Genomic DNA, 22361 nt, shown 5'->3' with positions numbered 1-22361 from the left:
GACCGTGCAAAACTGTGCTATTCACAGTCGCTCTTTTCTCGGTCAACTTCTTTAAGCTCCATGAAAAAAACGCTTACCTACCTGTTTGCCTGCCTCACCGCGGCCCTGTTTGCAACTACCTCTGCCGAAGCCAAAGTATGGCGCGTGGACAACAACACCGGCACGCCCGGCGACTTCACTACCGCTTCCGCCGCCAGCACGGATAGCCGCGTAGTAGCCGGTGACACGCTGTATTTCAACGGCTCGGCTACCAACTACGGCTCCATGACCTTGTCGAAGAAGCTCGTCCTGATCGGGCCGGGCTACTTCCTGACCGAAAACCCCGAAACCCAGGTATCGGCCCTGACCGCTCAGCTGAGCAGCGTTAGCTTCGACGCGGGTTCCCAGGGCTCGGAGATAATGGGCTTTGATGGCACGCAGGTGTTTGTGAATACCAACAACATCGTGGTACGCCGCAACCGCAACGTCTACGCGTACGTGGGCTACTACGTGAGCAACGTAAGCAACGTATTCGTCTCCCAGAATTACGCTTACTACGTGGTCGTGGGCAGTGGCTGCACGAACATCTTCATTACCAATAACTACATCACCTCCAGCGGCCTGAGCAGCGGCAGCAACTCCGTGGTGCACGTGACGCAGAACGTTATTGATGGCCCCGGGTTGACTACCTACAACTCCTTTGTTTACAATAACATCATGAATAGCGGTTCCATCAGCGGAACGGGCAATTCGTACAACAACAACCTGTGTAACAGCACCCAGTTTCCGGCCGGCAACGGCAACGTGCAAAACGTGACGATGAGCAACGTCTTCGTGGGCACGGGCTCTACCGACGGCAAGTGGAAGCTCAAAAGCGGTTCGCCGGCCCTGGGGGCAGGCGTCAACGGCGAGGACTGCGGCATGTTTGGCGGCAACGAGCCCTACGTGCTGAGCGGCCTGCCGGCCATTCCTTCGATCTGGTCGTTTTCCCAGCCTTCGGTCGTGCCGGCTTCGGGCACCCTGCAGATTCGCATCAAGGCCAATTCGCACAACTAAGGTCGGTTTCGTCCTTTCCCGAATTCTCGCAGGATAATGATAATCCGACACTTGTTCGCGCCCGGCTGGCTGGGGCGGGCTACCTTGCTGTGGCTGCTAGCCTGGCTGGGTACCGCCTTCACGGCCCGGGCCCAACAGCCCCTCGACTACGCCGAGTACTACGTGGATACCGACCCCGGCTTCGGGCGCGGCACCCGCGTGAGTTTCCCCACGGCGGCTACCACCCAGGATCATACGTTCACGGCCGATTTCTCGGCCGTGGCGCCGGGTATTCATACGCTCTACGCCCGGGTACACGCCCGGGGTGGGCGCTGGAGCCAGACGCTGGTACGCTCGTTCCTTAAATCGAACACGGCTACCAGCAGCGGCACGGCGGCCAACATCACCCAGGCCGAATACTACCTCGATGCCGACCCCGGCCTGGGCCGCGCCACGGCGCTGCCCGTCACGGCCACGCGCCAGCTCGACCAGGCGTATACCCTGGATCTAAGCGGCCTGGCCGCCGGCGTGCATACCATCAACGTGCGGGTGCGCGACGCCAACAAGCACTGGAGCCTGACCCACTCGCAAAGCTTCCTGAAAATGGGCAGCAACAGCGGCAGCGGCGGCACCGCGCCCAACATTACGCGGGCCGAGTACTACATTGACAGCAACCCCGGTCTGGGCCTGGGCACGGCGCTGCCCGTAACGCCCGGCACCAGTCTGGACCAGGCGTACAGCCTCGATTTGAGCGCGCTGACCCAGGGCATTCACACGATAAACGTGCGGGTGATGGACGCCAACAAGCGCTGGAGCCTGACCCACACCCAGAGCTTCCTGAAAATGGCGGCTAGTTCGGGCTCGGGCAACACGGCGCCGAATATCACGCGGGCCGAGTATTACATTGACACCGACCCCGGCTTCGGCAAGGCGTCGGCTATTGCTGTTACGCCCGGCAAAAGCATCGACCAGGTGCAAACCCTGGATTTGAGCGCCGTGACAAGCGGCGTGCACACCATCAACGTGCGGGTGAAGGACGCTTCGAACCGTTGGAGCCTGACGCACAGCCAGACGTTTTTGAAGGTGACTTCGGGCGGCTCGGCTAGTCCGGCTCCGCTGATTACCAAGCTGCACTACCAGGTGATGCGCGGCACTACGGCCGTTACTTCGCCCGAAACCTACGTGCTGCCAGTGGCCACGCGCGCCAACAAAGTGGACGTGACGTTTTCGCCCCAACTCTGCCTGACGGAAGCGGGTGCGTACGTGCTGCGCGTGTCGGCGGTGGATGCCAATGGCAAGCCGTCGTTGGCTTACGCCCACCCGTTCAGCATCACGGCGCCCACCAAGTTTCAGCCGAACTTGCCCGACACCCTGCAGGCCTGCTCGGGCCAGCCCGTGACACTAACCGCGGCAGCAGCCGGCAACGGCAGCACCTACCGCTGGAACACCGGCGAAACCACCCAGTCGATTACGGTGAATGCGGCCGGCCGCTACTTCGTAGACGTGACCAGCGCCGGCGGCTGCATCGGCTCCGATACCACGCGGGTGCTGTTTACGCCGGGCCCGGTAGTGAGCCTGCCCGATACGACGGCCGCCACCTGCGGCGCTACCAGCGTGACGCTGGACGCCGGCGCGGGCTTCGGCAGCTACCTGTGGAGCACCGGCGCCACGTCGCGCACCATCACGACTTCCACGCCGGGTGCTTACTCGGTGACGGTAACCGGGGCCAACAGCAGCAGCAACTCCTGCTCGGCTACGGCCGGCACCTACGTGGTCATTCCCCACGCCGACATTGCCCAGAGCAACCAGACCGTGTGCGCCGGTACCACCGTAGCTCTTTCTTTGACCGGCCCTACCAACGGCAGCATCCGCTGGAGCACCGGGGAAACCACGGCCAGCATTTCCGTGGCGCCCACGCAGACGACGACTTACACCGCCACGGTACGGGCCGGTTCCTACACTTGCTCCGACCAGGTGACCATCAGCATCGTCCCGCCGCTGCCCCTGAACCTGCCCGATACCACGGCCGTGGCCTGTGGCGCGAGCAGCGCAACCCTGGACGCCGGTGCCGGTGCCACTTCCTACCTGTGGAGCACTGGCTCCACGGCCCGCAGCATCAGCGTGACTACGCCGGGCTGGTACAAGGTGACCGTCATGGGCGCCTGCCAGCAGTCGGACAGCACCTACGTGGTGCTGCCCAACGCCGACATTGTGCAAAGCAACCAGACGGTATGTGCCGGCACGAGCGTTAACCTGACCTTGCGCACGCCCATCAATGGCACCATCCTGTGGAGCACGGGCGAAACCACGGCCAGCATTTCCGTGACGCCGACCATGACCACGACCTACACCGTGACGGTGAAAGCCGGGTCGAAAGTGTGCACCGACCAGGTGACGATAACCGTGACCCCGGCGCCCACGGTGACCTTGCAGCCTTTTGCGGCGGTGTGTGCCAACCCCGGCAGCGTGCTGCTGACCGGCGGCTCACCGGTAGGAGGGTCCTACAGCGGCCCGGGCGTGAGCGGGGGCTACTTCACCCCGACGACGGCCGGCGTAGGCACCCACACCATTACCTACACCTACAGCCAGGGCGGCTGCTCGGCTTCGACTACCCAGACCCTGACCGTCAACCCGCTGCCGGTGGTGACCTTCGCCGCCCCGGCGCCGGTGTGCCGCGAAACGGCCGCCTTTGCCCTGACGGGCGGCGCCCCTGCGGGTGGCGTCTACAGCGGCCCGGGTGTGACGAGCGGGCAGTTTAACCCCGCCGCGGCCGGTGCTGGTTTGCACATGCTGACCTACACCTACACCAACGCCAGCGGCTGCCAGAACACGGCTACCCAGACCATTGAAGTGCTGCCCCGCCCGGTTTTCGCGGCCAGCGACTCGGTGGTGTGCGCGGGCCAGTCGGTGACGCTGCGCGTGACGGGCGCGGGCGCCGGGGCAACGTACGCCTGGAGCACGGGCGCCACGACCAGCACCCTGACCGCCACGCCCTCGGCCACGACGACCTACTCGGTGACGGTGACCAACGGCGCGGGCTGCTCCTACACCTTCAGCCAGAAGGTGCGCCTCAATCCGTACACGGCTACGCCGGGCATGGTGAGCCAGATGCAGCCGGTGGACAATTCCAACGGCCTGAGCCTGCCGATTCCCTTCTCCTGGGCCCCGGCCTCGGGCGCGGCTTCCTACGACCTATATATCTGGCCGGCTTCGGGCGGCCAGCCGACCCAGGCCACGGTGGCTAACCTCAACACCCTGGCCTATACCTACCACGGCAACCTGCCCTACGGCCAGCAGTACAAGTGGCGGGTGGTGAGCGTGACGCCCTGTGGCCGCACCGAAGGCCCGGTGCAAACCTTCCGCCTGCGGGAGCTACCCGATATCCGCGTCACCAACATCGTGGTGCCCGATACCGTGTACGCCGGCCAGACCATGGAGCTGACCTGGAACGTAACCAACGCGGGTGCCGGCAGCACGCTGGCCCAGCAGTGGAGCGACCGGGTGTACATTTCCCAGGACTCGGCCTTTAGCAGCGCCGCTACGGTGGTAGGCGCCCGGGGCAACTCGACCTTCCTGCAGCCCAACGGCACCTACATTACCACGGCTACCTTCCCGGTGCCGTATTCGCAGGCCGGCCGCTACTATGTGTTCGTGAAGGCCGATGACTACGGACAGCTGCCGGAGTCGAACGAGAACAACAACCGCCGCCGCGCCGCCGACCGGGTGCTGGTCATCGTGCCCGAAACCCCGGACTTCGCGGTGGAAAACTTCGTTTCGCCGGCCGACAACTCGGTGGGCAACACGATGGTGCAGCTGCGCTACCGCGTGTACAACCGCGGCTCGGTGGCCAGCACGGTGCCCCGGGTGGATAAGTACTTCATTTCGCCGGATACCATTCACAACATTGCCGCCAACACCGCCGAGCTGGCCCTGGGCCCTAATGCCCTGCTGATTGGCTCCCAGACGGTGACGGATACGCTGCTGCCCGGCGGCTACTACCAGCGGACGGTGAATCTGCGGATTCCGCACACCGAGTACGGCACGCGCTACTTCTACGTGTACACGGATGCCAACAACGCCGTGTTTGAAACCGCCTCCACCAACAACGCCAACGCCCCGGTGGCGGTAAACGTGATTCTGCGGCCCCCGGCCGATTTGGCCCCGTTCCGCTTGTCGGCCCCCACGAACACGCTGGCCGGTACGAGCATGAACGTGACCTGGGACGTGCGCAACACCGGCCTGAACGCGCCGGTGGAAACCTACTGGGCCGACAAGTTCTGGCTGAGCAAGGACGCCACGTTTAACCCGGCCACGGCCACGGAAGTCGGGACCTACAACGTCTTCAACGGCGACACTCTGGCCCCGAACCACCACTACCGCCGCACGCTGGCCCTGAACATTCCCAACGGCCTGTCGGGTCAGTACTACGTGTACGGCAAGGCCGACTTCGTGCAGAACAAGGAGGCCGGCAACGTGTTTGAGTACACCTACGAAGGCAACAACCTGATCCGCTCGGCCAGCCCTGTCACCATCGGGCTGACCTACGCCGACCTGGCTCCGGCCGCCTTCACGGGCCCCAGCACGGTGGACGCCTACGAAACCTTCACGGTGAACTACACGGTGCGCAACACCAGTAGCGCCGTGGGCAACGCCACCGGCACCTGGAACGACGTGGTGTACTTGCACCACCGCAACGGCGGCAACGCCTACTGCACCACGCTGGGCACCGTGGCCCACACCGGTCCGCTGGCGCCCGGCCAGACCTACACTGGCTCGATGACGCTGACCATTCCGCGCTGGGTGGACCCGGGCGAGTATGACCTCGTGTTCAAAACCGACGCCAACGGCAGCGTGTACGAGTTTGACTTCGAGAACAACAACGAGCAGCGCGTGGCCTTCACCTACCGCTACTCCGACGACCTGCGCGTGACGGCCCTGACGACCACCGGCGCGGCCTACTCGGGCCAGACGGTGCAGGTCAACTGGACCGTCGACAACCAGGGCGCCTTCCGCACCCTGGCTACCGGCTGGTACGACCAGGTGTTCCTGTCCCGTGACAACGTGCTGGATAACTCCGACCTGAACCTCTCCACGGTGCAGCGCAACGGCGACCTGGCGGTGGGCAGCAGCTACGCGGCTTCGGCCACGGTGCGTTTGCCCCACGGCCTGCAGGGCAGCTTCTACGTCATTGCCAAAACCGGCAACCGCAACTACTGGAGCTGCGGCTACACCAGCTCCCCGGTGCTGGTTGATTCCAACCCGGTGAACAACGTGCGGACAGTGGCGCTGCCCATCACCCTCACGCCGCCGGCCGACCTGGTGGTGCAGTCCGTGACTTTCCCGACCGACGTCGTGGCCGGGCAGCAGGTGCAGATTCCGTTTACCATCAAAAACCAGGGCATCGGCGCCACGCTGGAAGGCAACTGGAACGACGGTATCTACGTGAATACGGCCCCCACCGTGAATGGCGCTACCCGCATCGGCAACTACAACCGGGTGGGTACTCTGGCCGCCGGCGCTTCGTACTCGACCCTGCTGAACGTGACCATCCCGGCCTACCTGTCGGGCAACTACTACATCTTCCTCGTAGCCGACAACTCCCAGAGCAACGGCTACTCACCCTCCACGCTGTGGGGCGGGGCAGTGCAGTACGGCACGGTGTACGAGCACGAGCAGGAGCTCAACAACATCGAGCAGGGCAGCCTGCTGATTCGGGTGCCGCAACCCGCCGACCTGGTCGTAACGGCCGTGGCCGTGCCGGGCAGCAAGAAGCTAGGCGAAACCATGACGGTGCACTACTCGGTGAAAAACCAGGGGGCCAACCCCGCCGTGGGCTTGCTCAAGGACGGCTTGTTCCTGTCCCAGGATCTGGTAGTGGACGGGGCCGTGGACAAACTCTTTGCCTCCAGCACCCGCAACCTGACCATTCAGCCCAACCAGACCATAACCGGCGTGGTGAAAAGCCACGTGCAGGCCATTGAGCCCGGTACCTATAATGGGCTGATGGCTACCAACCTCTACGACGACATCTACGAGGGCGCAGCCAATACGAACAACGTGCTGGCCGCCGGCAATCAGCTGAACATCGGCGTGGATGAGCTGGCTTTGCGCACCAATACCAGCTTCAAGCTCGACCTCGACTCGCTGGTGTATTATAAGGTGACGCCGGGCGTGGATAAGGACATGCTGCTCAAGCTGACCAGCAACCAGCAGTTTGGTCAGAACGAGGTGTACGTGGCCCACAACCGCGTGCCCACGCCGGCCAGCTACGACTTTATCTACACCGACCAGGTGAGCCCCAACCAGGAGCTGCTGATTCCGACCACCCAGGCCGGACCCTACTACATCCTGGTCAAGACGCCCTACGTGTACGCCGGCCAGCAAACGGCCACCTTGTACGCCGATACCCTCGGCTTCCAGGTGCGCTCCATCACCGCCGACCGGGTGGGCCAGGGCCGTGTGACCACGCAGGTGCTGGGCGCCGGTTTCCGCAAGGGCATCACGCGCTTCTACCTGACCAAGGGCAGCAACCCCGCCGTGGTAGCCGAAGCCCGGGTCATCAAGTTCCGCAGCAGCGTGGAGCTGACCCTGCGCTGGCAGCTCGACTCGGTAGCCGTGGGCCAGTACAACGTGGTGGCTGAAAACGGCACCAAGCGCGTGCAGCTCACCAACGGCCTGACCGTGGAGCCCCGCCGCGCCCTGTCGGTCGACTTTGCCACCATCATTCCGAAGACCATTCGGGCCGGCTCTAGCGGCAACTGGACCTACTTCCTGAAGAACACTTCCAACGTGGACGTGCCCTACTGGGAGTTCCAGTACAACCTGCCGCCCGGCTCCAACCCGGTCATCACGCACACGCCCAACGTGCGCAAGAAGTCGGATTTCCACGCTGGGGCAGGCTCCAACACGCCTAACAACCGCCTGGAAGACGGCCTGACCGAGGTGCTGCCCTTCGTAGCCCGCGACTTGGTGCCGGACGAGGTAATTCAGGTCAACATCCGCCTGACGCCCCAGCGCGTGGGGCAGTACCCCGTTGTCTGGAACCAGGCGGCCATGACCGAGGAATGGTATTCGCGCCAGACCCTGGACCACATCGGCCGCTACCGGCAGGCCGTACTGGCCGAGCCGGCTAAGTACCCGACCGGCGTCGTGACCCTGGCTACCAACCCCACGGCCTGGCAGGACAGCCTGCAGAGCTACTATGCCAAGGCCGGCTTGCTGGACCTGAGCTGGGTGGGCCGCAACCCGCGCACGGGCTACACGGCCCAGTCGGCAGCGGTGAGCATTCCCGGCGGCATCTGCGGCGACTACGGCATTACGGAGTGTCCCCGCTCGTTCCGGCCGGATCCGTTCAGCGCCATTGGGTATCCTTCGGCTTTGATTGGCTGCGCCGACTCGATTGTGTTTACCTACAAAGGCCGGGGCCTGTCGTGCACCGAAGTGGTGGGCTCGAGTGACCCCAACCTGATTGTGGGCCCCGACGGGCTCGGCAAGCGCAAGATGGTGGGCGTGCAGCAGACCCTGAACTACCAGGTGCAGTTTGAGAATGACCCCCTGATTGCCACCGCACCGGCCCAGGTCGTGCGGGTGCAGGTGCCGCTGAGCTCGGCCTACGAGCCCCGCTCGTTCCGCGTGGGCTCCTTCGGCTGGGGCAAGTTCTCCTTCGACGTGCCCAGTAATACCTCGACCTACACCCGCACCCTCGACCTGCCCGACTCCCTGGGCTACGACGTGCGCGTGCTGGGCACCATCGACGTGGTGAACCGCCGGCTGCTGTGGCAGTTCGAAACCATTGACCCCGCCACCGGACTCGCGCCGGAAGACCCCAACAAGGGCTTCCTGCTCATCAACGATTCCACCGGCCGAGGCCAGGGCTTCGTCAACTACACCATCAGCGCCTCGACCAACGCCTTTACCGGCGACACGCTGGCGTCCCAGGCCAGCATCGTGTTCGACGTGAACGGGGCCATCAAGACGAACCGCTGGTGGAACATTCTCGACGGGGCCGCCCCGAGCAGCCACGTCAACGCCCTGGCGGCCCGGCAGGCCAGCACTGCGGTGCAGCTCAGCTGGACCGGCGGTGATGACCCCAACGGCTCGGGCCTGCGCAGCTACGCCCTCTACGTAGCCCGTGACCAAGGTGCGTTTGAGCAAGTCGAAGCCAGTCTCTCCGGCAACTCCTACACCTTCGTAGGGGAGCCCGGCGTGCGCTACGACTTCTTCACCCTGGCCACCGACAGCACCGACAACCGCGAAGCCATGAAGCTCGTCGGCGACACCTTCACCGTCATCGACGACCAGCTGGAAGTATTTGACCTGGTGCACAACCAGTGTCTCACCACCGACACCATCGTCAGCACCGGCTCGGGTCAGTGGCAGCGTCTGTATAAAAATGGCAAAGTGGTGGCCGCCATCAACGACCGGGGCCGCGCCCTGGGCAAAGTGGCCGTGCAGTTCAGCATTCAGGACGGTACCGCCGGGGCCCGCTCGATAAACGGCCTGGAAGTGCTAGACCGCAACTGGCACGTGGTGGCTCAGAATACCTTCGTGGGCGGCTCGGTCGACGTACGCTTCTATGGCCTGAAAACCGAGTTTGACCGGTTCAAGGAAGCCAACGACAACGACGCCAACGACGTGCAGAAGCTCAGTGACCTGCGCCTGACTCAGTACAGCGGCCCCAACGAGGACTGCGTGCTGAGCAACAACACCTTCTCGGGCCCGACCTCGGAGGTGCGCACGCTCACGCCAGCTACTACCGCCGCTGACGCCGACAACTACTTCGTAACTGAAGTAACGGTGACGGACCACTTCTCGGAGTTCTACCTCAATGGCCCGTCGGCGCCGCTGCCCGTGCAGCTGACCAAGTTCACCGCTACGCTGCAAGGCAATGCGGTAGCCGTCCGCTGGCACACGGCCCAGGAGCGCAACAGCCGTTACTTCGCCGTGGAAGCCACCAACGACCCTGCCACGGGCTTCCGCGAAATTGGCCGGGTGAACGGCAAAGGCACCACCAGCACGGCCAGCAGCTACGAGTACCTCGACACCCAGCTGCCGGCGGCTGGCGGCCTGCGCTACTACCGCCTGCGGCAGGTAGATCAGGACGGCACCGTGGCCTATAGCCCCGTGGCCACCGTGACGCTCGCCAAAGCCAAACTGCAGGTGCAGGCTCACCCGAACCCCTTCCGCGGCTCGGAGCTGCAAGTCACTGTCGTGGCGCCGGAAGCTGGCGTGGCTGAACTGCGCCTGGTGGATCTGGCCGGCCGCGTGGTCCTGACCCGCACGGTGAAGCTCACCGCCGGCTCGACCAGCGTGGCGCTGCCCGAACTGGCTCCGCTGCCCACCGGCATGTACCTGCTCACCACCAAGCTCGGCGACACGGTGCAGCAGCAGAAGCTGGTGAAGGAGTAACCTGTTTCAAAGTATGCTGAAAAAGCCCGTCCGCAGTTGCGGGCGGGCTTTTTGCTTGTACCCAGGCCTTCTGGTGTTCTTCTATTCTATGTGAAAAGCCCTTCCCTACATCGGCGTAGGGAAGGGCTTTTGTGTGTTGGCGTTAACGGAGAATGATAGACGGGAAATTGCCTTAGGCCCGCATGGGCACCAGGATGAAGGTGCCGCGCAGGCACTGCCGGAAGCCCTGGCGCTGGTTGTCGCGCTTCAAATCGGCGCTGCGGTAGCGGTGGTTCAGGCCCCGCTCACTCACGATCATAATGGTGTAGCCGCGGCTGCGTACCAGGTAGCGCCGGGCGTTGGTGGGCTTCACCGAGGCTTCCGGCTCTGCGGGGCCATCTGCCCGGCCGCCGCAGACCGATGCCAAATAATGCCCGGGCCAGGTAGTGCGGGCAATAATATCGTGGACCTGCCAAAGGTGGCGCATGGCCGCCCGGGCGGCAATAGCCTCGCCGCAGTGCCGACAGACGCGGGCATCGGTGAGCATGGCCTGGCGTTTCTGTTGCAGCTCCCGCAGCATCTGCGGGTGCTCGGTTTCGGCCCGGCGCTGCCGCACGACCCGGGTAACGGCCGAGAACAGGTCGCCTTCGCTCACCCCATACTTGTGCTGCAGAATGTCGAGCGTGTGGGCGCTGAGCATCCCAAAGGCAAGCAGGTCTTCCAGATCGGTGTGCAGCGTGGCCATGGTGGAGCTATAAGCAGCAGCCCCGCCGACAAGTTCCGTTTCCGGAAGCTGCCAGCGGGGCTGCGTGTATGCGGGTAGCGGCTGGCGCTAATTCTGAGCCGTGGGCTTGGATACTTTCTTCACGTCGGGCTTGGGGTTCGAGCGGGGCGTTTTCAGGATGGGGCCGGGCTTGGCATTTTCCTCCAGCCAGGTTTGCATCAGGGCCAGGGCTTTGGGCGAGAAGTTGGGCTGCTGCTCCCCGTTTACCAGCGGCCACTGCGACTCGTCGGGTTGAAAAATGTGGTTGACCCCGGCTATTTTAACCGTTTTGACGTGCCGGTTGCCGCCCGCTTTCAGGCCTTTGCTCAGCGTTGCCAGGTTCTTGGTGGCGGCCACCTGCAAGTCTTCCACGCCGTTGAGCGCCAACACGGGGCACTTCACGGCCGGGAGCTTCACTTTGGGGTCGAAGTCGAGGTAGTAGCGGTACCAGGGCGAAACGAGCTGCGCGGCGCGGGCCCGGGCCATGGTAGGGTCAATGTCCACGTTGCTCATCCGAATCATGGCGGCGAGCTTGCCCCGGGCCTGGTTGCTGTTCGGTGTCTGACGAATGATGTTGATCATCTTGTCGTGCAGCTTCAGGGCCGCGTCTACCTGCGTGGCGTTGCCGCCAATCATGCGCATAATTTCTACTTGCTGCCGCCGCAGCACGTCGCGGCCGGGCATGCCGTAGCCGGCCAGCGACACCACAAAATCGGGGCCTTTGGGTTCGGCGGCTGCTAACAGGGCAATGTTGGCGCCTTCGCCGTGGCCGATCATCCCCACGTTCTTTTTGTCGATCCGGGGCCGGCTGCGCAGGTAGTTCATGGCCGCCTCCGCGTCGGTCATCAGGTCGGCCGTGGTAGCCGCCGCGTACTTGCCGCCCGATTTGCCCACGCCCCGGTCGTCGTAGCGCAGCACCACCATGCCGTGGCGGGCCAAGTAGTCAGCCAGGATGGCAAACATGCGGTAGTCCTCCTGCAAGGCCGCGTCGCGGTCCTGGGGGCCCGAGTCCGAAACCAGCACCACGGCCGGGAAGGGGCCATTGCCATTGGGCGTGGTAATGGTAGCTCCCAAACACAAATCGGTCTTTTCGTTGGTGATGATGACCTGCTCGGTCTTGTAAGGCTGGGCCGGCTTAAAGGTAGGAGCACTGACCACGGGCGCGGCGCCCTGCACAAACTTAACCTCCTGTTTCAGGCCCGGCTGCTCCCAGATACCCGTCATCGACTTCCGGTCCTTGCTCAGCTTGCCGGTGAAGCGGCTGCCGGCTTGCTCAATCTTGAGCAGCACGTCGCTGTTGGTCAAGGCCATTTCCACCGGCATGCGGCTGACGCGCTGCTTGGGCACATCCAAGGCCGCGTAGTAGGTGCCACCCGTCAGGGGTACCACGGTTAAAATTAGATCCAACGTGCCGCCCGGAACTTTCAGTGGTCCTTTCCATTGTCCACTGAGTGGCTCGGGCCCTCCGCTGGCTGCCCGGCTCGTGGCAGGAACCCACGACACCCCAAACAGAAGCAAAAGGGTTAATACAGCGTGTAAATAATTCTTCATAAAGTCCTGTTAAAGTGTCGCCTTGGGGTGAGGTGGGAAGAAAGGTGTCCCGAAAATACCAAACTTACGGGAGAGTAACTGCAGAAGGTTCACTAGCTCGGCACTAGAACGAAGGGCCGTTGAGTGCCCAGCTGAGCAGACTTCTGTTGTGTTGAAGCCCCAGAGCCAATGGGCTTAGGAAAACAAGCTTAATATTGTATATTTCATATATGTTGGCTGTATAGCTCCGGTTCCCCTTTCCGCTTTCATTATTAGAAGGAATGCCGAAGCTTGGCTATGGCAGCTTGGGCTATTGCACCAGCCGGCTACGGCCGCCGCTAGACTCTCACAAGGCCTATATAAAAAAGGAGCGGGCGGAGAATTTCTCCGCCCGCTCCCGGGGTTGCAGACGGTCAGACCGTGCTTAGTTGAAAATGTAGCGCACGCCCAACTGACCCTGCCAGCGCGACGGCAGCGATGCTACGTCCCAGGGGTTCGAGCGGGTGGCAATGGTGCGGGGGAAGGAGAAGGTCGGCTGCACGTTGTTGCCGGTCGACTCCACGCGGAGCAGTTCCAGGGCATTGTTCTGCACCGAGTACTGGTGGCCCCAGTCGTGGTTGAGCAAGTTGCCTACGTTGATGATGTCGAAGGTCACCTGAATGGTGTTCTTCTTGCCACCAGCCTGGAAGTTGAAATCCTGGGCCAGGCGCACGTCTACTTGGTGAGTCCAGGGCAGGCGAGCCGCAAAACGCTCGGCGTACTGGCCCCGGCGGCTGCGCAGGTAGGGGTCGTTGTTGATGAAAGCCTCCAGCTGGTCCTGTACTTCGGCCAGGGTGCGGTTGTCGGTCGTTACCAGCTTGATTTCGTTTACATCACGCACGTCGCGGGGAATGTACACCAGGTCGTTGCCGGTGTTACCGTCGCTGTTCAGGTCGGTGCCGTTGCCGTACACATACGTGAGCGGCTGGCCCGCCAAGCCTTCGTACACGGCCGAGATGGTCGTGGCCAGTTTGTCGCCGGCATAGCGGAAAGTGTACCCGGCCGTAGCCAGCACCCGGTGCCGACGGTCGTTGAGCGAGAAGCTCAGCTCCGGGTCGTTCGGGTTGGTGATGATCTGGTTGAAGCCAAAGTTCGACGAAGCCGTGGTGTTGAAGCCGCTGTTTACTTCTTTCGACTTACCGTAGGTATAGGCCACGGAAGTGTTCAGGCCATCGGCAAACTGCTTCTGCAGCTGAGCCGTCAGGTTGTAGCGGTAGCCTTTGTCGGTGTTCTTCAGCACATATACGTTCGTGAAGTTGGCATCTACCCGGCGGGCAGTGCCGCTGGCGTACACGGGGCGCTGGTCGGGGCCGGCCAGCTTCCCGATGGGCGCCGCCAGGTTGGCATCCTGATAGTAGATGTCGTTGAGCGTCTTCGAGTACACGCCTTCCAGGGTCGCAATGACGTCGCCGGGCAGGCGGAAGTCCACGGCCAAGTTCGAGCGCCATACCTGGGGCAGCTTGAAATCTTTGGCCAGCACGTTGATCTGAGCGGTCTTCGAAGCGCCGGCGCTGTACGTGGTTGGAATCCGGGTTACGTCCGTCTCAATCGTCGACAAGTAGCGCGGGTTGTTCGGGTTGCTGGTGTTGTAGGCCGTGTTGTTGATGTCCAGGTTGCCCTGCAGCATGCCGCTGTTGGTGTAGCTATTCGCAATCCAAACGTAGGGCACGCGGCCGGTGAAGACACCCGTACCACCGCGCAGCTGCACTTTGGCGTCGTTGTTCACGTCGTAGTTGAAGCCCAGGCGGGGCGCCCACAGCAGCTGGCCGCTCGGCACGTTCTGGGTGTTCAGGTCGCCGTAGCTGTCGAAGGCCGTCTGGTTGTCCACCAGCGGGTTGTACACGGGCTTATCCATGAACACGGGCACGTCGAGGCGCAAACCAGCCGTCAGGCGCAGGTTTTCGAGGGGCGAGTACTGGTCCTGCACATTGAAGCCCAGCTGCATGGCTTTGAAAGCCGCCGCGCCGTCGCCGGAAGTAGCGTAGGCTGCCTGCACGCGGGTGGCCTTGTCCTGGTAGAAGTTCTGCAGCGAGGTAAAGGTGTAGGCCCCGTTGCCGTCGGCAATAAACAGGTTCCGGAACTTGAAGGCTTCATTGTGCGTGCCCAGCGTCAGGGTGTGCTTACCGAAAGTAGCCGTCAAGTTGTCGGTTACTTCCACGATATCCTGGTTCAGGCTGTTGAGCGACGAGCTGCGCTCCGTGCCAAAGAGGTAGGTGTTGCCGTTGTCGACGATGCTGAACGAGGGCAGCAGGGTGCCGCGGGTGTCCCGCCGGTCCCGGATGCGGCTATAGCTCAGCAGCAGCTTGTTGGAGAAGCGGCCCAGGCGGCTGTTCAATTCGGCCACCGAGCTGTTGGTCACGTTGCTGAAACGGTAGCCGTTGTTGCCGTAGCGGAAGTTGATGGAGGTCCGGGTCAGGTTGTCGGAGAAAGCCTCCACGTAGTTGTGCCGCAGCGTGAGCTGGTGGTTGTTCGAGAGGTTGAAGTCCAGACGGCCGAATACCTTGTTGCTCTCCGTGCGGTTCGTGACGCTGCCGTAGTTGCCCACGTCGTAGCCGTAGCGCTGCTTGGCGTAGGCCGCAATGCCGGCCAGGGTCGTCGGGTTGATGCTCGACGAAGACGAACCGGGCTCAAAACCCAGTGGGGTGCTGGCCCGGGCAATTTCGGCGTTCAGGAAGAAGAAGACTTTGTCGCGGACCACGGCGCCGCCCACGCGGGCTCCGGTCTGGTAGTTGTAAAACTCGTCGGCTTTGGTGCGGGGTTCCGTCACGCTCTTGCCAATGGAGTTCTGGTTACGGCCGAAGCCGTAAATCGAAGCGGAAAGGTCGTTCGAGCCCGAACGGGTCACGGCGTTGATACCGCCGCCGGTGAAATTGCCCAGCATCACGTCGTAGGGCGACACGACCACCTGAATTTCCTGGATTGCGTCGAGGGCAATGGGCTGGGTGCCGGCCTGCCCGCCGGGGGTAGCACTGGGCGCCAAGCCAAACACGTCGTTGTTGACCGCGCCGTCGATGGTGATGTTGTTGTAGCGGTTGTTGGCCCCGCCGATGGAGCTGCTCGTGCCGCCGTTGGCCTGGGGCGTGAGGCGCACGAAGTCGTTCAGGGAACGGTTCAGGGTGGGCAGGCGCTGCAGCTGCTCGCGCGAAACGCGGGTTTCCGAACCCATGCGGCTGGCGTTCATGATACCGTCGCGCCGGCCGCTTACCACCACTTCGTTCAGCTGCTCGGTAGCTTCGCTAAGGTTGATGTCGAGGCGCTGGTTCTGGCCCAGGCTCAGGAAGATGCCTTCCCGGGTAATGTCCTTGTAGCCAATGTAGGTGACCCGCACGCTGTAGGGGCCGCCTACGCGCATGTTGGTAATGTTGTAGCGGCCTTCCGAGTTGGTCGGCGAAATGTACTGCGTGTTGGTCGGGCCGTGGGTGGCAATGATGGTAGCCCCCGGCAGCTCCGCCCCGCCCTTGTCGGTAATGATACCGCTCATGGCTGCGGTGGTACTCTGCGCCATGCCCAACCGCGCCGACAGCAGCGTCAGCATCAGCAACACCAGATGGCGTAAACGTAATTTACTCATAAATAAGCTTTTATTTGAAAAATCCCTTTTTTCTAAGGGGCCGCAAAAGTACTAGGTGTTTTGTTGATTTGTATTATGTCGCTATAAATAACTTTTTTCTAGTACCCTATCGTGTTAATAATCAGACCCAATAACTCTGTAAAATATATTTAAACAAGTGTTTAGGGCTTGAAATGTCAGTTGTTATTGCTTAATGCGCCTAAGTGATAATTGTATTGTATGTAGTAAATCGACAGGATTAATTGGATAGATGTCCATAGGATGCGGGTTATAAAGTGCAATTGTGTATTAAAATTGTTTCCGTCCTGTAAACTGTAAGTGTCGTTCTATGATAAATCATATTAATAAGACAAATAGCTGACAGCGAGCTTGAAAAACTTCAATTAGCCCTTCGGGAAAGTTTATAAGGGCTTATAATTGAGCACTCCGCACCCGCCTCCTGCTCCCAGGTATGGAAGCAGCTTTGCGTTACGAGCATAGTCTATGCGCTATATTCCACCGTTAGCGCTGTTGCCGATGCGTATTTTCTGGTTGTATCTTGCCCTGGCGCTTGTCGCAAATAGCCCCGTTGCCTGGGCGCAGGCTCGGATTTTTGCACCGGATACCTTGTCCGACGGCGGGGTTTTTGGCTTGGCTCTTTCCAAAGATGGCCGCGAAGCTTACTTCACCGACTCGGACCGCACCCGCACGCGTCTGCGCCTGATGCAGTCGAGGCGGGTGGCGGGGCGCTGGCAGGCTCCCACGCCGGTGCCCTTTGCCAGCCCGTTCCGCGACATCGACCCTGTTTTCTCTCCCGATGGACAGCGGCTGTATTTCAACTCCACCCGGCCCTACGACGGCTCTACTACCGAGCGGCCCAATTTCGATGTCTGGGTTGTCTCCCGCACCCGTACGGGCTGGTCGGAGCCCCAGCGGGTAGCGGGCGTCTCCCAGGACTCGACCAGCGAATCGTATGCTTCCATTGCCCGCAACGGCACGATGTACTTCACGTCTACGCGGCGCGGCGGCCCCGGCAAGTCCGATATCTATGCCTCCGAGCTTACAAACGGGCGGTATCAACCCGCCGTAGCCCTTGCTATTAATACGGCGGGCTCCGATGGCAACCCCTTTATTTCGGCCGACAACCACGTACTGCTCTTTCTTTCCGACCGCCCCGGCGGCTACGGCGGTACCGACCTCTACGTGTGCTACCGGCAGGGCAAGGGCTGGAGCCAACCCTACAACCTGGGGCCGAAGGTGAATACAGCGGGTAGCGACTTTTGCCCGGCGTTGTCGGCGGATGGCCGCACGCTGTACTTCTCGCGCACCGAGCGTAGTGGCAACACCATTGTGCGCGAGGATTTATACTCGATTCCGGTAGCAGAGCTGGATTTACCCAAGGAAATACGGCGGCGGCTGCGGTAGGCGAAGTTGGTCGGGTTGCCCGGGGCGGCCCACGGCGGGTAAGTAATTTCTCGGGCTGACTGATCTTGACCCCGTAATCCGCCGTACCTTCGTTGGTCTAATTGCTGGGGCGGAAACCTTACGGGTTGCTTCGGCTGTTTACCGTTTCTATGGCCAAAGAATCTTTACAAGTAGCCGCCCCCGCGGCCGACCCGATTGACCAGCTCGACCCGCGCGAGTTCATTCTGATTAAGAATGCGCGGGTGCATAACCTCAAAAACCTCAGCGTAGCCCTGCCGCGCAATAAGTTTATCGTCGTCACGGGCTTGTCGGGCTCGGGCAAGTCGAGCCTGGCTTTCGACACGCTGTATGCCGAAGGGCAGCGCATGTACGTGGAGAGTTTGAGCTCCTACGCCCGGCAGTTTCTGGGCCGCATGGACAAGCCCGACGTGGATTACATCCGCGGTATTTCGCCGGCCATTGCCATCGAGCAGAAGGTCAGCATCAAGAACAACCGTTCCACGGTGGGCACCAGCACCGAGATTTACGACTACCTCAAGTTGCTCTTCGCCCGGGTCGGCCGCACGTTTTCGCCCGTCAGTGGCGAGCAGGTGCGCAAGGATACCGTGGCCGATGTAGTGGATTACCTGTTCAGGCTCGAAGACGGGGCCCGCGCCACGATTCTGGCCCCGCTGCTGCCCTCCGAAGAAGGCCGGCCCATGAGCAAGGAGTTGGATCTGCTGTTGCAAAAAGGCTACAGCCGCGTGGTCATCAACGGCGACGAAACGGCCTTTATCGAGGACCTCATCGGTGAAGGTAAGCCCGAGGTGAAGGGTGAAGTCTACATCATGATTGACCGGGCCGTGATTCGCCCCGGCGACGAAGACCTGCAGTTCCGCCTCTCCGACTCGGTGCAAACCGCGTTTTTCGAAGGCCACGGCACCTGCCTGGTCCGCCTTGACAACGAGACCCGCACGTTCTCCGACCGGTTCGAGCTGGATGGCATGGTGTTCGAGGAGCCCAACGTCAACTTCTTCTCCTTCAACAACCCCTACGGCGCCTGCCAGACCTGCGAAGGATTCGGCTCGGTGCTGGGCATTGACGAAGACCTGGTGATTCCCGATAAGAGCCTGACGGTGTATGAAGGCGCTATTGCTCCCTGGCGCACCGACAAGCAGAGCGAGTGGCTCAAGCCCCTGCTCAAAAACGGCATCCGCTTCGACTTTCCCATTCACCGGCCCTACAACGAGCTGAGCGAGGCCGAGCGCACCCTGCTCTGGAAAGGCAACAAGTACTTCGACGGCCTCGACGAGTACTTCAAATGGGTAAGTACCCAAACCCATAAAATCCAGTACCGGGTGCTGCAAAGCCGCTACCGGGGCCGCACTACCTGCCCCGACTGCCGCGGCACCCGCCTGCGCAAGGACGCCCAGTACGTCAAAATCCAGGACCAGAGCATTACCGACCTCGTGCTGCTGCCCATCAGCAAGGCCCTCGACTTCTTCGAGAATCTGTCGTTGACGGAGCACGAAATGAAGGTGGCCGAGCGCCTGAGCACGGAAATCACCAACCGCCTCGGTTACCTCAACCGCGTGGGCCTGGGCTACCTGACCCTGAACCGCCTGAGCAGCACGCTTTCGGGTGGCGAAAGTCAGCGGATTTCCCTGGCTACCTCGCTCGGCTCGGCCTTGGTGGGTTCCATGTACATTCTCGATGAGCCCAGCATCGGCCTGCACCCCAAGGATGCCGAGCAGCTTATTGGCGTACTCCGCTCTTTGCAGCAGCTCGGCAACACCGTTATTGTGGTGGAGCACGAGGAGAAGATGATGGAGGAAGCCGACCAGATCATCGACATCGGGCCCGAGGCCGGCAGCGGCGGCGGCAACCTGATGTTCCAGGGCACCTACCCCGAGATTCTCAAGGACACGACCACCTACACCGGCCAGTACCTGAGCGGGAAGATGGAGGTGAAGGTGCCCCAGATCCGGCGGCCCTGGCGCAACGCGCTGGAGGTAACCGGCGCCCGGGAAAACAACCTCAAGAACGTCAACGCGAAGTTCCCGCTGGGTGTGATGACCGTCGTAACGGGCGTGTCGGGCTCGGGCAAATCGACGCTGGTGAAGCGCATTCTGGCCCCGGCCGTGGCCAAGCAGCTCGGCGGCGGGGCCGGCGAAGCTACCGGCAAGTTTGACCGCCTGATGGGCGTGCAGGGCCAGGTGTCGCACGTGGAGTTCGTGGATCAGAACCCCATCGGCAAGAGCAGCCGCTCTAACCCCGTTACCTACGTGAAGGCCTACGACGCCATCCGGACCCTGTTTTCGGACCAGCCCCTGGCCAAAGCCCGGGGCCTGAAACCTTCCCACTTCTCGTTCAACATCGAAGGTGGGCGTTGCGAGGTGTGCCAGGGCGAAGGTCAGGTCAAGATTGAAATGCAGTTCATGGCCGATATCTATTTGACGTGCGAAAGCTGCGGCGGCCGCAAGTTCAAGCAGGATATTCTGGACGTGAAATTCCAGGACAAGGGCATCGACGACGTGCTGGAAATGACCGTGGCCGATGCCGTGGAGTTCTTCAAGGGCCAGCCCAAGGTAGCCGAGCGCCTCAAACCCCTCGACGACGTGGGACTGGGCTACATCCGCCTGGGGCAGTCGGCCAACACGCTGTCGGGCGGGGAGGCCCAGCGCGTGAAGCTGGCTTCCTTCCTGACCAAGGGCGCCACCTTGCAGCAGGATAAAATCCTGTTCATCTTCGACGAGCCCAGCACCGGCCTGCACTTCCACGACATTGCCAAGCTGCTCAAGGCCCTCAACGCCCTGATTGAGCAAGGCAACTCGGTGCTTATCATCGAGCACAACATGGACATCATCAAGTGCGCCGACTGGATTATTGACCTCGGCCCCGAGGGTGGCACCAACGGCGGCCACCTGCTCTTTGAAGGCACGCCCGAGGAAATGCTGGCCCACAAAGACACCAACCACACAGCCCGCTTCCTGGCCGAAAAGCTGTAAGCCTTACCGCGTGGGTTTGCCGTAAAAACTAAAAGAGCCGCCCGTAAGGCGGCTCTTTTTACGTAAGATTGACCATGATACTAGGTGCCGAAGAACAAATCCGCGTAGGCCAGCCCGAGCCGGGCCAGGAAAACCAGCTTATCAGCAGCACGGCCGCGGGCAATGAGTTTGAAGTCATGTTCGAAGACGACGGTGAAACCGGCTACCTCTACGCCCTGCGCAACGGCCCGGAGCTGGAAATTCTCGATGCCCTGCATATTTATAATGTAGAAGACGTGCAGGACCGGGAAACGCCCGTCACCGTCCAGGTTTTTTGGGACGTGGCCCAGACGACGGCTGCCCTCATTATTGCCGGCTACTGCCACGCGTTGTACGACTTTCAACGCCAGATGGGCTTTTGCCGCAATGCCTTTCCGCCGGCTAAGAACGGGCAGTCCGGCTCCCGGGAGCTGACCGATGAGCTGGTCGAGAAGTACTTCGCGGCCTAAACGGGTACGGCCACTTCCCGGCCACGCTGCTTCTTGGGCTTTTTGCGGCGGCCCCACCACACCATAAAACCCGTTACGGGCAGGCTGGCGGAAATCAGGCTGCCCAGGAAGGCCAGCATCTTGCCACCCAACCCTAGCACTTGGCCCGTGTGCAGGTCGTAGTTCACATCGGCCATCTTCTGGCCGTTGCTCTTGCTTGCGTGCGGAATGCTTTTGAGCAGCTGCCCCGACACCGGGTGAAAGTAGTATTCGTCGCGGTGGTAGTAGTACAAAGCCCGTTCGTAGGCAATGCTGTACACCGGCTGCTTGGGCGAAGCGGGCAAGCCCAGGAAAATCATCTTCGCCGTAGGGGAGGTGCGCCGGATCTGCTGGTAGTACACATCGGCCACGGGCTGACTGCTGGCGGCTACAGCTTGCAGCGTGTCCACCGTCGGCGGCGTTTTCTCCACGGGGTAGTCCTGGCCGGCATTGCTGACGAAGTACACCGATTTCATCACCCACTCGAAGCTCATCATCAGGCCGGTCAGGGCCAGAATCAGGGCAATGCTGGAGGCATAAAAGCCCAGCACGTTGTGCAAATCGTAGTTTACGCGCCGCCACCGGGCGCCCCATTTAATGGTGAAGCTGCGCTTTCGGTCGGTTTTGCGCTTGGGCCACCACAGAATGATGCCGGTAATGAGCATTACCACGAACACCAGCACCGAGATGCCCACCACCTTTCCACCGACTTCTTCAGGCAGCAGCAAGTACATGTGCAGGTCCTGGACGATGCTGAAAAAGTCGCGGTGCAGGTCGAGGTGGCCCAGCTCCTGCCCGGTATAGGGGTTCAGGGCGGTGGCAAAATACTCGCCCTGCTTATCCGTGCTGTAAAGCACCGCCGACCGTTCGGGGCCCATGTACATGAAAAAGGCGGGCTTCAGCTCCGGATGGCTTTTCCCGACTATAGCCTGCAAGCGGGAGGGCAGCAGAAACTCGGTCGGCCGGGCCGGCACTTCCACCTTGCGCCAGGCCTGAGTAGCATCCCGGATTTCGTCCTGAAACGTGAAGATGGCCCCGGTCAGACTCACGATAAACACCACCAGCCCGGTGGAAAGCCCGAGCCAGAGGTGCAGAGTGCCGACGACTTTTTTGAAGGTGGTCATACGAATACAACGAGGTTAAAACAAGCCCTTCCGCAG

9 protein-coding genes are annotated in these 22361 nt (G+C 61.8%); 5 read left to right on the top strand and 4 right to left on the bottom strand.

The genetic code is table 11. The features are described from left to right. Positions 1-60: 60 nt before the first annotated feature. Together E5K02_RS15525 and E5K02_RS15520 are read left to right on the top strand one after the other, a co-directional pair. A complete protein-coding gene (locus E5K02_RS15525; protein WP_135396127.1) occupies positions 61-1035 on the top strand; it encodes a hypothetical protein in 975 nt (324 codons plus the stop codon). 36 nt (positions 1036-1071) lie between these two features. Then, positions 1072-10422 carry a CARDB domain-containing protein gene (locus tag E5K02_RS15520; protein ID WP_135396125.1) on the top strand — a complete coding sequence of 3117 codons (9351 nt, stop codon included), beginning with the start codon at positions 1072-1074 and terminating at the stop codon, positions 10420-10422. A gap of 172 nt (positions 10423-10594) precedes the next feature. Here E5K02_RS15520 and E5K02_RS15515 read toward each other — a convergent pair whose 3' ends face one another. From E5K02_RS15515 to E5K02_RS15505, 3 genes are all read right to left on the bottom strand, one after another. Further along, on the bottom strand, positions 10595-11146 hold the full coding sequence (locus E5K02_RS15515) for a hypothetical protein (protein ID WP_135396123.1): 552 nt from the start codon (positions 11144-11146) through the stop codon (positions 10595-10597). 87 nt (positions 11147-11233) lie between these two features. Next, positions 11234-12571 carry an alpha/beta hydrolase family protein gene (locus E5K02_RS15510; protein ID WP_167856432.1) on the bottom strand — a complete coding sequence of 446 codons (1338 nt, stop codon included), beginning with the start codon at positions 12569-12571 and terminating at the stop codon, positions 11234-11236. Between the two features lie 547 nt (positions 12572-13118). Further along, complete coding sequence (locus E5K02_RS15505; protein ID WP_135396119.1) at positions 13119-16304, bottom strand: TonB-dependent receptor; 3186 nt, start codon at positions 16302-16304, stop codon at positions 13119-13121. A 630-nt stretch (positions 16305-16934) separates the two neighbouring features. Between E5K02_RS15505 and E5K02_RS15500 the strand changes: the two genes are divergently transcribed. The 3 genes from E5K02_RS15500 (at position 16935) to E5K02_RS15490 (ending at position 21183) form a co-directional block, all read left to right on the top strand. Further along, complete coding sequence (locus tag E5K02_RS15500; protein WP_167856431.1) at positions 16935-17708, top strand: TolB-like translocation protein; 774 nt, start codon at positions 16935-16937, stop codon at positions 17706-17708. A 149-nt stretch (positions 17709-17857) separates the two neighbouring features. Beyond that, the gene (gene uvrA, locus E5K02_RS15495; RefSeq protein ID WP_135396115.1) at positions 17858-20695 is read left to right on the top strand and encodes an excinuclease ABC subunit UvrA; all 2838 of its coding nucleotides are present in this window, start codon (positions 17858-17860) and stop codon (positions 20693-20695) included. Between the two features lie 74 nt (positions 20696-20769). Next, complete coding sequence (locus E5K02_RS15490) at positions 20770-21183, top strand: DUF2251 domain-containing protein (RefSeq protein WP_135396113.1); 414 nt, start codon at positions 20770-20772, stop codon at positions 21181-21183. Here E5K02_RS15490 and E5K02_RS15485 read toward each other — a convergent pair. After that, on the bottom strand, positions 21180-22325 hold the full coding sequence (locus E5K02_RS15485) for a PepSY-associated TM helix domain-containing protein (RefSeq protein ID WP_135396111.1): 1146 nt from the start codon (positions 22323-22325) through the stop codon (positions 21180-21182). The genes E5K02_RS15490 and E5K02_RS15485 overlap by 4 nt on opposite strands. Positions 22326-22361 lie beyond the last annotated feature (36 nt).

Origin of the sequence: Hymenobacter metallicola (genome assembly GCF_004745645.1) — a bacterium.
In the GTDB taxonomy this organism is placed as follows: domain Bacteria; phylum Bacteroidota; class Bacteroidia; order Cytophagales; family Hymenobacteraceae; genus Hymenobacter; species Hymenobacter metallicola.
The sequence above is the reverse complement of the archived record's forward strand: the minus strand, read 5'-3'. Positions and strand labels throughout refer to the sequence as shown.